Below are 16179 nucleotides of genomic sequence, written 5' to 3'. Positions count from 1 at the left end.
GCGGACCACGATTTATGTCGAAACGTGATTACTACGAAGTGCTGGGGGTAGACCGCAGCGCTGACGAAAAAGACATCAAGCGTGCTTATAAAAAGCTCGCCATGAAGCATCACCCGGACCGCAATCCTGGCGACGAAGAGGCGCTGGCCAAATTCAAGGAGGTCAAGGAGGCTTACGAGATCCTGACCGACAGCGACAAGCGGGCGGCCTACGACCGCTACGGCCATGCCGGTGTTGACCCGAATATGGGCGGCGGCGGCTTTGGTGGCGGTGCTGGTGGCGCCGACTTTGCCGATATTTTCGGTGACGTGTTCGGCGACATCTTTGGCGGTGGCCGCCGTGGCGGTGGTGGCCCGCAGCAGTCCCGCGGTGCCGATCTGCGCTACAACATGGAGCTGAGCCTGGAAGAGGCGGTGCGAGGTGTCTCCAAAGAGATCAAGGTGCCCACTTACGCCAGTTGCGAGAAGTGCGACGGCAGCGGTGCTAAACCCGGCACCAGCGCTAAGACCTGTGACACCTGTCATGGTATGGGCCAGGTGCAAATGCGTCAGGGCTTTTTCGCCGTGCAGCAGGCCTGCCCAACCTGTCATGGTTCCGGTAAGGTCATCACCGACCCTTGTAATGCCTGCCATGGTCAGGGCCGGGTACAAAAGACCAAGACCTTGAGCGTGAAAATTCCTGCTGGTGTGGATACGGGAGACCGCATTCGCCTGGCTGGGGAAGGTGAAGCCGGGCAATTTGGTGCACCGGCAGGCGATTTGTACGTGCAGGTGCATGTCAAAGAGCACCCGATCTTTGTGCGTGACGGGAACAACCTTTACTGCGAAATGCCGATCAGCTTCACCACGGCGGCACTGGGGGGCGAAATTGAAGTGCCGACCCTCGACGGCCGGGTCAAACTGAAGGTCAGTGAAGGTACCCAGACCGGCCGCATGTTCCGTTTGCGCGGCAAAGGCGTGAAATCAGTACGCAGCGGTATGACCGGTGATCTGATGGTCAAGACGGTGGTGGAAACGCCGGTGAATCTGACCAGTGAACAGCGGGAGCTGCTGGAACAGCTGGAAAAAACCCTGACCGGGGATTCTGGCAAACGCCACAAGCCGAAATCGGAAGGCTTCTTTGATAGCGTCAAACGCTTCTTTGATGACCTGTCCAGCTAGCAAAAAGCCCGGCATTCGCCGGGCTTTTTTATAAGGTCAAGGCCATGCAGATCTCGCAATCACTGTGGCCTGTTTCCCCTATGGGGCCTGCCAGTACTTTAAAGCCCAACTTCTGATAAAGCGCCATGGCTTCGGTTAAGGCTGCGGTGGTTTCCAGATAGCATAATTTGTAGCCCTCATCGCGGGCTGTTTGCAGGATCAGTTCGGCTAGCGCCTTTCCGGCACCACTGCCGCGTGCTTCAGGCAAAAAATACATCTTTTGCAGCTCACAAATTCGCCGCTGCGTCTCACTGCCGGCCAGCGGCGCCAGCCCGGCACCGCCAAGGATCTGCTGCTCCCTAACAACAACCCAGTAATGGCCACCCTGTTGATGATAAAAGTCGTACAGGTTGTCCAAGTGAGGGTCGGCAACTCCAAAGCCGCGATCGGCCGTCAGGCCATACTCACTGGATACCTGACGAATAACCGCTGCAACGGCAGCATTGTCGGCGGCCATCATGGGCCGGATCTGAACGGTCACGCTGATATCTTCCTGTTATTACTTGCACTTCACGCTACCATAGCGACACCGAGGAAGAAAAAGAAGGAGGCCCCGTGAAACGCGTATTGCTGTTGACCACTTTGGCTTTAACCCTGACAGCCTGTGCCACCAGCCCGACGGGTCGGCGGCAACTGCTGCTTAATGACGAAAGTACCGTGGCCAAGATGGGCGTGGCCTCCTTTGCCGATCTCAAGAGCAAGGAGAAAGTCGACACCCTGCCTACCACTAACCGTTACGTGGAATGTGTTGCCGGAGCCATTACCCGGGTGCTGCCAGCAAACCAGCGCAGCGGCTGGGAAGTGGTGGTTTTTGATTCCAAAGAGGTTAATGCCTTTGCCTTGCCGGGGAGAAAAATCGGTGTGTATACCGGTTTGCTGAAGGTAGCCTCGACGCCGGATCAACTGGCTGCGGTGATTGGCCATGAAGTTGGTCATGTGCTGGCCCACCATGCCAATGAGCGGCTCAGTCAGCAGCAGGCTACTACCGGCACTTTGATGTTGGCCAATGCGGCGCTGGGCGCCAGTGATGTCAAAGACAAAGGGGCCTGGATGTCAGTGTTGGGGCTAGGGGCAACTGTGGGGGTGCTGTTGCCGTACTCACGGGTGCATGAATCAGAAGCGGATCAGATTGGCCTGGAACTGATGGCGAAAGCCGGCTTCGACCCCCGCCAGGCGGTCACTTTGTGGCAGAAAATGGGTCAGCAGGACGGGGAACGGCCACCGGAGCTGTTGTCGACTCACCCAAGCCCGGCAACCCGCATTAATCGCCTCAAGGCCTTGCTTCCCTCGGTGCTACCGCTTTATCAAAAGGCCGCAGTTCACCCCGGTTGTCGACCATAAAAAAGCGGCCCTCGGGCCGCTTTATGCTTTGCCTGCCAACATATTCAGCAGGGCCTGCCAGCTTTTCTGATCCGCTTGTTTGTCATACGCCAACGGCATATTGAAGCGCTTGCCCAGTTCTGTGGCCTGTGGGTTGGTAAAGCTGTGTTTGGCTCCGGGGTAAATGCGTAAATCCAAATCCGCCTTGGCAGCGCGCATTTCATCGACCAGAGCGTCGACGGCTGTCTCTGGTTCAAAGGGGTCATCACCACCGACGGCGACCAGTAATTTGGCTTTGATTTGCCCGGGTTTGACCTTGATGTTGCTGCCCAGGCTGCCGTGAAAACTGGCGACACCGGCCAGGGGCTTGCCCATACGTGCCTGGTTCAGTACCACGCCGCCGCCAAAGCAATACCCAATGGCATAGAGCTTGTGTGGATCAACCCCTGGCTGGCGCCGCAAAATGGCCAGCGCCGCATCAAAACGGGCATTCATTTGCTCCGGGTGGCGCATGGCGGCATTCATGAATGCTTTGGCATCTTTGGGGTGGTCGGCCACTTTGCCAGTACCGTACATGTCCACGGCAATGGCCGGGTAACCGGCTTCGGCTAGCATTCGAGCCCGGCGTTTAGCATAGGCATTCATGCCCCACCATTCGTGGATCACCACCACTGCGGCGCCATTAGTCGGGTGTTCGGGCTGGTACAACACGGCGTGGCCGAGCTGGTCAGGGAGCGTCAGCTGTTGTTCGCGGATCGCTGCCTGCGTTGAGAGCGTCAATAACAGCGTTAGCAGTGAAAGCCATTTCATCATGCATCCTCCGGTACCTTTTGCACTGAGCTTAGTGACCTTATGGCAGGCTGTCTATTGACCGCCAAAAAGTGCTCAGTGATCCGGGCCGTCGACGCCTTTGTAGGACTCCGCTTCAATAAAGATCCGCTTGATGGTGGGAAATGCCGCTTTGATGGCTTTGTCCAGGCGGGCAATTGCAAACTCAATGTCGCGGGCTGAAGCCTGGCGGTCAAAGCGCACACTGAGGTTCACCAGCACATAATCCGGCCCCATGTGCATGGTCAGTAGCTCGTGAATGTCTTCAATCAGGGGTTCTTCACGGGCCAGTGCCTGAATGCCGGCCACCACGCGGGTATTGGCACTTTCGCCAATTAACAATCCTTTGGTTTCAATGGCTAGCCATAGTGCGGTGCCAGCGAGGATCAGGCCAATGAGAATAGACGCAACACCGTCATACAGCGGGTTTGCTGTCCAGTGGCTCAGGCTGACACCCAGCAACGCAACCAGCAGCCCCAACAATGCCGCCGAGTCCTCAAAAACCACCATGAACAGTGAAGGATCCTTGCCGCGTTGTACCGCCTCAAGGTAACCCCATTTGCCCTTGGCCTTGCGAAATTCATTCAGGGCAAAGGCCCAGGAGGCCCCTTCAAAGACAATAGCCAGCCCCAGCACAATGTAATTGACCAGAGGGTCACGCATGGTGACCGGGTGCATGACATGCTGAACACCTTCATAGAGCGAAACCCCGGCGCCGATACTGAATATCAGCATGGCCACCACAAAGCTCCAAAAATAAATTTCTTTTCCGTAACCAAACGGAAAGCGGGCATCAGGTGGCTGCTGGGCGCGTTTGATGCCCAGTAACAGCAGGCCCTGGTTACCGGTATCGACCAAGGAGTGAATACCTTCAGACAGCATGGCCGACGAGCCGGTTATGCTTCCGGCAATAAATTTGGTTACCGCAATCAGTGAATTACCCGCCAGGGCGGCGTAAATAACGGCTTTTGAGTTGGCTGACACAGATGAACGCTCAGTGCCCAAGGGCTGTTAGCTGCTGTGCGGCGCTGACCCGAATGTGGGTTTGATAATAGTACTTCGTAGGCTGGCCAGAGGCCCTGTCGTCACAGTTAAAAACGATGGTGGTGCGAAAGGCCACGCCGGAAACCGCCAGTGTCTTGCCTGACAATAGCTGCTGCAATTGCTGTGGGTTGGTGGTGCCAAATGCCTGCTGGGCAACGGCTTGTGGCATGACGATGGTGACGTTACGCGGGTCACGGTAGTCAGGCTGAGTGTTGAGATAAACCTCACCGTCGCGTCTGCCGGCTGCGCGAATAAGCAAGCGAAAATGACCGGGAATACCGGCCGGGGCGGCTGCGGCGGCCTGGCGAATGATCATCATGGTATCGCTCAGTGTACTGACGGGCGCTGGTGGTGGTGCTTGGGTGGCACAACCGGCCAGCAGTGCTGCGGCCATCATGGCCAACAAGGTCTTATTCATCTTGCCTGTACTCCCTGATGATGTGTTGCTTACACTACCGGCTGGTACTGGCCAGGTAAAGGCGAATATGACGCCAGGACGGCAACAGTATGGTGCCGAGCGTAATAGCGCCCAGCAGCAGTACATAACCACTGTGGCTGACCACTGCCAGAGGTGACAAGCCAAAGCTGGCGCCCAGTAAAAGTGCCTGTGCTCCCCAAGGGATCAGCCCCTGGTTGATACAGGCAAAAATGTCCAACAGGCTGGCGGAGCGAACCGGGCTGATGGCACTTTTTTCGGCCAGATCCCGGGCCAGTTGGCCATTGGCAATGATGGAAACGGTGTTATTGACGGTACAGAAATTGGTACTGAAAACCAAGCCGGCAATGGCCAGTTCACCACTGCGGCGGCTGCCACCGCGATCCAGCTTGTTAGCCAACCAGGCCAAACCGCCCTGGCGTTCCATCAGCCAGGCCAGTCCACCCATCAGCAAAGACAGAATAAAGATCTCCTGCATGCTGCCAAAGCCGGCGTAAATATCTTTGCCATACTGGCTGAGGCGGTAGTCGCCGGCCAGCCCCACGGCACCCGCCAGGGCGATCCCCAGTAGCAGCACGGCAAACACATTCAGGCCGGCAACAGCCAGTAGCAAGATGGTGAGATAAGGCACGACAGCCAGCAATGAATAGGGCTTGGCAGCTATCGTGGCCGGGCTGCTGTCGCCTGAGGCCAGCCACAGTATGGTCAGCACGGCGGCGGGTAGCGCCAGTTTGACGTTGGCGCGGAACTTGTCTTTCATCCGGCAACCCTGTGTGCGGGTAGCGGCGATGGTGGTGTCAGAAATCACGGACAAATTGTCACCAAACATGGCACCGGAAAGCAGTGCTCCGGCGGTCAGGGCTGGCGGTAACTGGCCTTGCTGGGCAAGCCCCTGCGCCACCGGCGCCAAGGCCGCGATGGTGCCCATGGACGTGCCCATCGCTGTTGCAATGAAAGCGGCAATAACAAACAGCCCGGGCAGCAATAGGGTCGATGGTATTAGTGTCAGCCCGAGATTGACGGTGGCATCAACGCCGCCGGTAGCTTTAGCGACGACACCAAAAGCACCAGATAGCAGGTAAATCAGGCACATCGCCATGATGTTGCTGTGGCCACAGCCCTTTAAAAACTCTTCGACGGTGGCATTCAGGCTGTCTTTTGACAACACCATGGCCAGCACCAGAGCTGGCAGCATCGCTACCGGTGCCGGGAGTTGATAAAAAGCGTAAGCCACACCGTGCAGGCTCAAATAGCTGCCGACACTGAGAAAAAGCGCTAGGAACAGCAACAATGGCAGCAGCGGCCAGGGAGAAGGGCGGTAAGTGGTCATCATTTAGGCTGTGTTGACGGGCAAAGTCGCGCAATCTAAAGCAGTGATTTGGACGTGTCAATGTCTGGATGGCTATATGCTTATGATTGTTGTCTCGGCTTGTCGCAGTGTGTTGTCGGCATATCTTATTCATTGAGCCGTTATCACAATGTAATGCGTATATTGCGACAAACAACAAAGGTGAATCAGTCTCCAATGAAGAAAGCCAGTCTCATGCTTGTGGCCGTGATGGTCATTGCTGCCGTTTATTACGGCTATCAGCGTTCTTTGCCGCAGGCCTCCGCTGCCCGTGTCGGTGGACCGGTGCAGGTGGTTACGGTGCCGGTGCGTTATCAGCGTATGTCGGATGAAATTGAAGCGTTAGGTACTACTAAGGCGTTTGAGTCGGTGACGGTGACGGCCAGTGTCAGCGAGAAAATCGAGCAAGTGCACTTTCACGACAATCAGCAGGTTAAAGCCGGGCAGCTGCTGGTAACGCTCAACCACCAGGAAGAACAGGCTGAATTGGATGCCGCCAAAGTTAACCTGAAAGAACAGCTGCGCGAGTACCGCCGCATAGGCGAACTGGTACGTAAAAAAACCATGGCGGCCTCCGAGCTGGATCGACTGCAAAGCGCTGTTGATGTTGCCAAGGCCAATGTGGCGAAAGCCCAGGCCCAGCTTGACGATCGTTTCATCCGCGCGCCCTTTGACGGCGTGTTGGGCTTTCGTCAGGTGAGCCCTGGCTCGCTGGTCAGCCCCGGCACTGCGATTACCACTTTGGATGACGTGAACCCCATGAAGCTGGATTTTACCGTGCCGGAACGTTTTTTACCGGTACTGGCAAAGGGCAAGGCCATCTTTGCCAGTACCGATGCGGTAGCCGGCAAGCACTTCCAGGGCCATGTCGCCAGCATTGATACCCGCATCGATCCGGTTTCGCGTAGCGCCATGGTGCGCGCCGAACTGGATAACCGCAATGGCCTGTTACGCCCCGGCATGCTGTTGAAAGTGCGCTTAGTTAAAGAAGCCCGTGACACCCTGACGGTGCCTTCTGCGGCCATTTTCCAGATCAAAGATCAACACTATGTCTTTGTCGTCACTGATGGCCGGGTGCAACGGCGCGCCATTGAGATTGGCCTGCGCTTGCCTGGTGTGGTGGAAGTGGCCAAAGGCCTTGGCAAGGGCGAACAGGTGATCATCCGTGGTCTCTTGAAAGTACGTGACGGTGCCAAAGTGGATGTTAAAGCCGAAGACTATCCGGGGGCTGAGGCATGATCCTGACTGATCTGTCGGTCCGTCGGCCTATAGTTGCCTCGGTTCTGTCGCTGCTGATTGTGGCCTTTGGCCTGGTTGCTTTCGGAAAGCTGCCGCTGCGGGAATACCCCAGTATCGACCCGCCGTTGGTGAACATTCACACCACCTATCGCGGTGCTTCGGCGGCGGTCATGGAATCGCGCATCACGCAGTTACTGGAAGATAGGGTCTCTGGTATCGAGGGCATTCGCAACATTACCTCCTCCAGCCAGGATGGCAGCTCGTCGATCACTATTGAGTTCAATATCAACCGCGACATTGATGCAGCCACCAACGATGTTCGCGACAAAATCTCCGGTGCCCTGAATAACCTGCCGGAAGAAGCCGATCCGCCGGAAGTATCCAAGGCTGGCTCTGGTGACGAAACCGTTATGTGGCTGAACCTGGTGTCGGATCGCATGACGGTGCGTCAGCTGTCGGATTACGCCGACCGCTTTCTGGTTGACCGTTTCTCGGTACTCAACGGAGTAGCGCGGGTGCGTATTGGCGGTGAGCAGCGTTCGGCGATGCGGATCTGGCTGGACCGGGAAGCGCTGGCGGCGCGACACCTGACGGTCAGCGACGTAGAAAGTGCCCTGCGTTCGCAAAACATCGAACTGCCTGCCGGTGACCTGGAATCCAAGGACCGTCAGTTCACCGTGCGCCTGCAGCGCCAATACCAAAGCCAGCAGGATTTTGCCAACCTGGTGATCGGTCGCGGCGCTGACGGTTATCTGGTCAAGCTTGCTGATGTTGCCAAGGTGGTGGAAAGCACCGATGAAACCCGCAAGTTGTTTCGCGGTAATGGCAAGAACATGGTTGGCCTCGGCATTGCCAAAACGTCTACCGCCAACACCCTGGAAGTGGCGCGTGAAGCCCATAAGCTGGTCAGCCAGCTCAGCCACAGCCTGCCTGCCGGGATGAAACTCATCGTTGGTTATGACTCGTCGGTGTTTGTGGAGCGTTCGGTTCAGGAAGTGTACGAGACCTTGTTTATCGCCATGGCACTGGTGGTGGTGGTGATTTACCTGTTCCTCGGCTCGGTGCGGGCCATGCTGATCCCGGCGCTGGCGTTACCGGTGTCACTGATGGGCGCTTTTATTGTGCTGTACGCCCTGGGCTACACCATTAACCTGTTGACGTTGTTGGCGATGATCCTGGCTATCGGCATGGTGGTGGATGACGCCATTGTGATGCTGGAGAACGTGCACCGCCGTATTGAAGAAGGCGAGTCGCCACTGGTGGCGGCCTTTTTGGGGGCGCGCCAGGTGTCCTTTGCCGTCATTGCCACCACCGCGGTGCTGGTATCGGTGTTTTTGCCTATTACCTTCCTGGATGGTGACCTGGGCAAGCTCTTTACCGAGTTCTCTGTGGCCATGGCCTCGGCGGTGGTGTTTTCGGCCATTGTGGCGCTGACGCTATCACCGATGATGTGCTCAAAACTGCTGACCAGCCATCAAGGTCACCGGGGCATTACGGCTATTGTCGACAACGGGGTTACCCGCTTGGTAAGCGGTTACCGACGGCTACTGGCAAGGCTTATCAAACACCCCTGGTGGGTGGTGGCGGTGGTGCTGGCCAGCCTGGGTGGGGTTGGCTGGTTTAGCCAGCAGATCCCCGGCGAATTTGCTCCGCAGGAAGACCGCGGCGCCTTTTTCATCATGATCAACGGCCCCGAAGGCGCCTCATACTCGTACATGGAAAACTACATGAACGAGATTGAAAAGCGACTGTTGCCAATGACCGAAAAGGGCGGTGAGGCGCGCCGGCTGCTGACCATTGCCCCCCGTGGCTGGGGCGGTGTGCGAGCCTACAATTCCGGCATGATCATTGTGGCTTTGAAAGATTGGTCACAGCGGCGCAGTGTCTTTGAGATCATGAACGAAGTGCGCCAGCGAATAGGCGATTTGGCCGGGGTACGGGCCTTTAGCGTGGTGCGCAGTGCCTTTGGCCGCGGCACCGGCAAACCGTTGCAGTTTGTACTGGGCGGCCCGGATTACGACAGCTTGCGCCAGTGGCGCGACACCATCGAACAAGAAGCGGCCAAGAACCCCGGTTTGCTGGGTATTGATGATGACTACAAAGAAACCAAACCGCAGTTGAAGATCACCGTGGATACGGCGCGGGCCGCTGACCTTGGCGTAACCATGAATACGATTGGCCGTACTTTAGAAACCATGTTGGGTTCCAAGGTCGTGACGACTTACGTTAAAGGCGGTGAGGAATACAACGTGATTGTTGAGGGCGAGCGTGACAAGCAGCGCTCACCACAGGCCATTGGTGGCATTTATGTGCGCTCTGACAAAAACGGCCAACTGGTGCCACTGTCGGCGGTAGTCAATGTCAGTGAAGAAGCGGATGCGGCCAGCCTCAACCGTTACAACCGGATGCGAGCCATCACCATTGAGGCCAATCTGGCTGACGGTTACAGCCTGGGAGATGCCCTTAACTACATGGACGCTCTGGCCAAAAGAGTGTTACCGGCAGAAGCGACCATCAGCTACAAGGGGCCGTCACTGGATTATAAAAACTCCGGCAGCTCGGTGTATTTCGTTTTTGCCCTGGCACTGGGGGTGGTATTTCTGGTGCTGGCAGCACAATTTGAAAGCTACATTCACCCGTTCATCATCATGCTGTCGGTGCCGCTGGCGATGCTTGGCGCCTTGGTTGGACTTTATCTGACCGGCCAGACCATCAACATCTATTCGCAAATCGGCATCATCATGCTTATTGGCCTTGCGGCCAAAAACGGCATCCTGATTGTTGAATTTGCCAACCAGCTGCGCGATGACGGCCTGGAATTTACCGAAGCGCTATTGACCGCCTCAGCGCAGCGCTTACGACCGATCCTGATGACTGGCATCACCACGGCTGCCGGCGCAGTGCCACTGGTGCTGGCTACCGGCGCTGGCGCTGAAACCCGCTATGTCATTGGTATTGTGGTGCTGTTCGGGATCATTGTGGCGACCTTCTTTACATTGTTTGTGACGCCGGTGATGTACGCCTGGCTGGCCCGGCGCACCCAGTCTCCTGAGCATGTCACCCGGACGCTGGATGAAGCGCTGAAAGCGGAAGGGAAAACCGTTAGAGTATTGCCCTCATCCGCCACTGAGGAAGCACCATGACCGCAATTGCCATAACCGGGGCCAATGGCCGTATGGGACAGGCGCTGATCCGCGCTATTGCCAGCGACCCTCAGGCGACACTGGCGGCGGCGCTGGTCCGCCCTGGCCATGAACGCCTGGGATTGGATGCCGGCGTCATGGCGGGCCTGAAGCCTTTGGGTGTGGCACTCAGTGCAACATTGCCTACTGATACCGATGTGGTTGTCGATTTCACTTCCCCGGCCGCCACGGTTGCCCTGGCCGCGCAGTGTGCCCGGCAGGGCTTGCCGCTGGTGGTAGGCACCACGGGGCTCAGTGAGTCAGATAAAGCCGCTCTGCATGCTGCTGCCCGGCAAACCGCCATTGTTTTTGCGCCGAATATGAGTGTCGGTGTGAACCTACTGCTGGGGCTGGTTGCCTTGGCCAGTGAGGTTCTGGGCGACAGCGTCGATGTGGAAATTATTGAAGCGCACCACCGGCACAAAAAAGATGCTCCGTCCGGCACCGCGCTGGCGCTGGGAGAGGCGGCCGCCAAAGCGTTGGGCCGTGATCTTAGCCAATGTGCCGTCTATGGCCGTGAAGGCATCACCGGTGAGCGTGATCGTCAGACTATTGGCTTTGCTACGGTGCGTGGTGGCGACATCATCGGCGAGCACACGGTACTTTTTGCCGGTGAGGGGGAGCGTATTGAATTAGGCCATAAAGCCCACAACCGCGACACCTTTGCCAGTGGTGCCCTGCGTGCCGCTCATTGGCTGGCTGCGGGTCAGCCCCCCGGGCTTTATGACATGCAAGATGTACTGCGATTGCGAAAATAACCCATAGCAAAATCACCCAAAAGGCGGCCAGTGCCGCCTTTTCTTTTGTCACTTCCGGCAAGTTGACGCTGGCGTCAACTTGTCTTTACCTGCCAGTAAACCTGAACAAGTTGTTGAGGCTGCTCGTTTTTACGCCGCCATAAGCGTGACGCAGGTTAAAACTTTATTACTGAATGGCACTGAATACGTATGCAATGCGTTGTAGCCAAAAGAGGCAATTAAGTAGCATGCGCTTGGGGTAGCGGCTGCCCGTTGACGTCAAGGTAAATCAGTTGATAGCCGCACGACGACTCAAAAATGATAAGCCCGGACGGGCGTGGGGGAACATGATGGCAACATTCAAGCCAAACGTACTATCGCTGGCGCTTGCCGCGGCGGGTCTGACTATGGTCGCCCTGCCGCAAAGTGCATTTGCGGCAGATGCCAAGGCCGATCAGAGCATGGTCGCCAAAGCCGACGCAAAAAAAGCCAAGAAGAAAAAAGATGACAAAGATGTAGAAGTCATCCAGGTCACTGGTTTCCGTGCCAGTTTGCAACGCTCTCAGGCGATCAAGCAGACCTCCACGTCTATTGTTGAAGCCATCTCTGCTGAAGACATCGGTAAACTGCCTGACTCCAGTATTGCTGACTCAATCGCCCGCCTGCCGGGTGTTGCGGCGCAGCGCCTGGACGGCCGTGCCAGCTCTATTACCATCCGTGGTCTGGGCGAAAACTTCTCCACCACTACCCTCAATGGCCGCGAGCAGGTGTCCATCGGTGACAACCGTGGCGTTGAAATGGATGTCTACCCGGCAGAAATCATGAATGCGGTGGTGGTTTACAAGACCCCGAACGCCAGCATGTTCAGCCAGGGTATTGCCGGTACTGTTGATTTGCAGACCGTGCGCCCACTGAAACAAGGCAAGCGCAGCTTTACTGCCAGCCTGACCGGTGAAAAGAACCAGATTGGCAAGCTCAACCCGAACGGTAAAGACAAGGGTTGGCGTTCTACTGTGTCTTATATTGACCAGTTCCAGGATGACAAAGTGGGCGTGGCACTGGCCGTATCCCACATGGACTCTCCGAACAACGAAAAACGCTGGCAGACCTGGGGCTACCCGACTACCGGCAGCAACGGCGATTACATCCTTGGTGGTGCCAAGCCGTTCGTTCGCTCCAGTGAACTGAAGCGTGACACCGTGATGGGTGTACTGGAGCTGGCGCCGAACGACAAGTTCCACGCGACCTTCGATGGTATGCATATCCACTTCAATGACCACAAATTACTGCGCGGCATTGAAATTCCTTTTGCCTGGGGTCAAGGCACTGTTACACCGCTGACGGTTGAGAATGGCTTGGTGACCTCCGGTCAAACTGTTGGCCAGCGCGTCGTTGTACGTAACGATTTTGCTTATCGCAAAGCGGATCTGGATGCCTTTGGTGGTAACTTCGAGTTCTACCCCAATGACAACTGGAAACTGGTAGCTGACGCCTCTTACTCCAAGGTGAAACGCAACATCTTCTCGCTGGAGTCTTACTCCGGTACTGGCCGTGGCGACAGCAACGGTGCACCTGACACCCTGACCTACAACCTCAACGGTGGCTCTGAAGGCGCTGTGTTTACCCACACGCTGGATTACTCCGATCCGAACCTGATCCAACTGGGTGGCCCGCTGAGTTGGGGTAACGGTAATACCGTACCGTCAGACGGTCAGGATGGTTTCATCAATAACCCGCTGGTTAATGATGAACTCAAAGCGCTGAAACTGACTGCCGAGCGCTACCTGGATAACGCCATGTTCTCCGCTCTGGAGTTCGGTGTGCACATGTCCAAGCGTACCAAAACCCGTAAGGACAACGGTACTTACCTGACCCTCAATGCCTACCCGAACATGCTGCCAGTACCGCAAAAGTACATGCTGTCGCCGGCGTCACTGGGCTTTATCGGCATGGGTAACATGCTGTCCTATGACTCTGAAGCGCTGTACAACGACGGTTACTACAAAACCACTGACGAAGGTCTGACGGCGACTGGCCGTGCAACTGGCTCCTGGAGTGTCACCGAAAAAGTCACCAACGCTTACCTGATGGCCAAAATTGACTCCAACTGGTGGGGCATGGCAGTGCGTGGTAACGTTGGCGGCCAATACGTGCACACCAACCAGTCATCCGACGGTTACTCGGTGTCTACCGAAAATGGCCTGACAGTGATCACCCCGTCACACGGTGGCACCAGCTACAATGACTTCCTGCCGAGCATGAACCTGAACATGGACCTGACCGAGGCCCAGCATCTGCGTGTCGGTATGGCCCGTACCCTGACCCGTGCCCGCATGGATCGGATGAACGCCAGCTTCAGCTACAGCTTTGATCCGACCAAGATCAACAACACTGAGTTCTGGAACTCGCCGTGGAGTGCTCAAGGTGGTAACCCGAGCCTGAAGCCGTACAAAGCTAACCAGTTCGATCTGAGTTACGAAAACTACTTCAGTGCGCAAGGCTACTTCTCTGCTGCATTGTTCTACAAAGATCTGCTGAACTGGCAGCTGCAAGTGCCGCGTCCTTACGACTTCACCGGCGTACAAGCACCGACCAGCCAGACAGTGGCCACCAACATGGGTACGTCCAAGGTGTGGGAAAACACCGACGGTGGTTACATCAAAGGGGCGGAATTTACCCTGTCTCTGCCGTTTGACCTGATCAGTGACAAGCTCGAAGGTTTTGGTGCCATCCTTAGTGCTACCTACACCAAGAGCAAGCTGAACTTTACCTACGCTGACGGCTTCGACAGCAATGGTGATGCTACTTACTCGACCACCAAGATCGACGTCCCCGGGCTGTCCCGTCGGATCTACAACGCCACTATCTTCTACGAGAAAAATGGCTTCCAGTTCCGTACCAGCCTGCGTAAGCGTAGTGACTTCCTGGGTGAAGTGGCTGATATCTCCAACACCAGCACGCCGGTTACTGTCTTTGGTAACAGCATCTGGGACGCGCAGATCAGCTATGACTTCTCCGAGTCTGGCATTAAATCCCTGAAAGGCTTTACCGTCAGCCTGCAAGGTCAGAACCTCAGTAACGAACCCTTTATCACTTCCAGCAGTGCTGACAAGCGTCTGGTTCGTGACTACCAGGTCTATGGCCGCAACTTCCTGCTGGGTGTGAGCTACAAGTTCTAACCCCGCAGAGCGTAAACTGCCCCTGCAACCCGATGGTTTCAGGGGCATTTTTTTAGGAGCACAGCATGCAAAAGGCGACGGTTAATAAGGTTGTCATTCTCGGTGGGGGCAGTGCTGGCTGGATGGCGGCGGCTTTGCTATCCAAGCTGATGGGGTCATACCTGAGCATTACTCTGATTGAATCTGATGCCATTGGTACTGTCGGTGTCGGCGAGGCGACTATTCCCCCAATAGCCTTGTTTAATCAGCTGGTTGGTCTTGATGAAGCGGCTTTTTTAAAGGCAACACAAGGAACCATTAAACTCGGCATTCAGTTTGAAAACTGGGGGCAGTGCGGCGACAGCTACATGCATGCTTTTGGTGATCTGGGTCGCAAGCTGGGCTTGACCGATTTTCACCACTTCTGGATGCGCGCCAAGGCGCAAGGTGATACCTCCAGTTTATGGGATTATTCCTTTAACTATCAGGCCGCCAAGGCGGGCAAGTTCCAGCCTATTCAGCAAATCAAAGGCACACCTTTGGGGGGCCTGACCCATGCTTACCACTTTGACGCCGGCCTGTATGCCAACATGCTGCGGGACATCAGCGAGCGTCAGGGGGTAAAACGTATTGAAGGCAAGGTTGCTGATACGCGCATGAACCCGGCTAATGGCTTTATCGAGGCATTAGTGCTCGAAAATGGCCAGGTTATCGATGGTGACCTTTTTATTGACTGCTCCGGTTTTCGTGGCGTGCTTATCGAAGGAGCATTGAAAACCGGCTTTGAAGACTGGCGCCACTGGCTACCCTGTGACAGCGCATTGGCAGTACCTTGCGAAAAAACGGGCCCGGTGCAGCCTTATACTCGCTCTATTGCCCACGATGCCGGCTGGCAGTGGCGCATTCCATTGCAGCATCGCACTGGTAATGGCCATGTTTATGCCAGCAGCTACATCAGTGACCAGGCCGCGGCTGACACCTTGCTGGCCAACCTCGATGGTAAACCACTCGCCGAGCCGCGTTTACTGCGCTTTAGCACCGGCAGGCGGCGTTTGCAGTGGCACCGTAATTGTGTGTCGCTGGGGCTGGCCAGCGGCTTTTTGGAGCCTCTGGAGTCCACCAGTTTGCATCTGGTGCAAAGTGGCGTGGTGCGGCTTTTGAAGCTGTTTCCCCATCAGGGCATCAAGCAGGCGGATGTGGACGAATATAACCGCCAGTCGCGTATCGAATTTGAGCGTATTCGCGACTTCATCATACTGCACTACCACCTGAATCAACGTACCGACAGCCGCTTTTGGCAGGAACGCCGTGATATGGCCATACCTGACTCACTGGCGCATAAAATGGCGCTCTTTAAAGCCACTGGTCGGGTGTTTCGGGAGCAGGATGAACTCTTTACCGAAGTGGCCTGGCACCAGGTATTGATTGGCCAGAACTTTTTGCCAGAGGATTTTGACCCTATGGCAATGGGCCTCAGTGCGGCGGACCTCAATGATTTTCTCAGCAACCTGCGCACCATTTTCAGCCAGGCAAGCAAGCAGCTGCTAAGCCACGACAGCTACCTCGCAAAAGCGGGCGCGGCGGCGCCGGAGATCGCAAATTGACCCGGTGGCTGCGGCCAGAGGTGTGCTGGCTGCGGCAAACCGCTGAATACGTATGCAGGGCGCTTTGCTTTCGACGCGCGTCTT

At 56.2% G+C, this 16179-nt stretch carries 12 protein-coding genes; 7 read left to right on the top strand and 5 right to left on the bottom strand.

The window, feature by feature from the left end; translation table 11 throughout:
* The first annotated feature begins 14 nt into the window (after nt 1–14).
* Nucleotides 15–1160, top strand: coding sequence for a molecular chaperone DnaJ (gene dnaJ / locus WDB70_RS09780; protein WP_406663818.1), 1146 nt, complete (start codon nt 15–17; stop codon nt 1158–1160).
* A gap of 28 nt (nt 1161–1188) precedes the next feature.
* Here dnaJ and WDB70_RS09775 read toward each other — a convergent pair whose 3' ends face one another.
* Complete coding sequence (locus WDB70_RS09775; protein WP_406668064.1) at nt 1189–1659, bottom strand: GNAT family N-acetyltransferase; 471 nt, start codon at nt 1657–1659, stop codon at nt 1189–1191.
* A 95-nt stretch (nt 1660–1754) separates the two neighbouring features.
* Here WDB70_RS09775 and WDB70_RS09770 point away from each other — a divergent pair, with 95 nt between their 5' ends.
* The gene (locus WDB70_RS09770) at nt 1755–2540 is read left to right on the top strand and encodes a M48 family metallopeptidase (protein ID WP_406663816.1); all 786 of its coding nucleotides are present in this window, start codon (nt 1755–1757) and stop codon (nt 2538–2540) included.
* A gap of 21 nt (nt 2541–2561) precedes the next feature.
* On the opposite strand, the gene WDB70_RS09765 is transcribed toward WDB70_RS09770, so the two are convergent.
* The 4 genes from WDB70_RS09765 to WDB70_RS09750 all read right to left on the bottom strand — a co-directional run bounded on the left by WDB70_RS09765 (nt 2562) and on the right by WDB70_RS09750 (nt 6160).
* Nucleotides 2562–3332, bottom strand: a complete 771-nt coding sequence (locus WDB70_RS09765) for a dienelactone hydrolase family protein (protein WP_406663814.1) — start codon at nt 3330–3332, stop codon at nt 2562–2564.
* 72 nt (nt 3333–3404) lie between these two features.
* Entirely contained in the window at nt 3405–4331 is a 927-nt protein-coding gene (locus tag WDB70_RS09760) for a cation diffusion facilitator family transporter (protein ID WP_406663812.1), read from the bottom strand.
* 10 nt (nt 4332–4341) lie between these two features.
* Complete coding sequence (locus WDB70_RS09755; RefSeq protein ID WP_406663810.1) at nt 4342–4809, bottom strand: hypothetical protein; 468 nt, start codon at nt 4807–4809, stop codon at nt 4342–4344.
* Nucleotides 4810–4843: 34 nt separating this feature from the next.
* Nucleotides 4844–6160 (bottom strand): Na+/H+ antiporter NhaC family protein, encoded by a 1317-nt coding sequence (locus WDB70_RS09750; protein WP_406663808.1) that lies wholly within the window; start codon nt 6158–6160, stop codon nt 4844–4846.
* Nucleotides 6161–6352: 192 nt separating this feature from the next.
* Between WDB70_RS09750 and WDB70_RS09745 the strand changes: the two genes are divergently transcribed.
* The 5 genes from WDB70_RS09745 to WDB70_RS09725 all read left to right on the top strand — a co-directional run bounded on the left by WDB70_RS09745 (nt 6353) and on the right by WDB70_RS09725 (nt 16095).
* Complete coding sequence (locus tag WDB70_RS09745; protein ID WP_406663806.1) at nt 6353–7414, top strand: efflux RND transporter periplasmic adaptor subunit; 1062 nt, start codon at nt 6353–6355, stop codon at nt 7412–7414.
* Entirely contained in the window at nt 7411–10557 is a 3147-nt protein-coding gene (locus WDB70_RS09740; RefSeq protein ID WP_406663804.1) for an efflux RND transporter permease subunit, read from the top strand. Before WDB70_RS09745 ends, WDB70_RS09740 begins: the two co-directional genes overlap by 4 nt.
* Entirely contained in the window at nt 10554–11354 is an 801-nt protein-coding gene (dapB, locus tag WDB70_RS09735) for a 4-hydroxy-tetrahydrodipicolinate reductase (RefSeq protein WP_406663802.1), read from the top strand. Before WDB70_RS09740 ends, dapB begins: the two co-directional genes overlap by 4 nt.
* A 326-nt stretch (nt 11355–11680) precedes the next feature.
* Nucleotides 11681–14512, top strand: a complete 2832-nt coding sequence (locus WDB70_RS09730; protein ID WP_406663800.1) for a TonB-dependent receptor — start codon at nt 11681–11683, stop codon at nt 14510–14512.
* A gap of 65 nt (nt 14513–14577) precedes the next feature.
* On the top strand, nt 14578–16095 hold the full coding sequence (locus WDB70_RS09725) for a tryptophan halogenase family protein (RefSeq protein WP_406663798.1): 1518 nt from the start codon (nt 14578–14580) through the stop codon (nt 16093–16095).
* The last annotated feature ends 84 nt before the right edge of the window (nt 16096–16179 follow it).

It is taken from the genome of Gallaecimonas aegicerasi (genome assembly GCF_045291545.1).
GTDB lineage: Bacteria > Pseudomonadota > Gammaproteobacteria > Enterobacterales > Gallaecimonadaceae > Gallaecimonas.
Note: the sequence above shows the minus strand (reverse complement) of the source record. Positions and strands in the feature narration are given on the sequence as shown.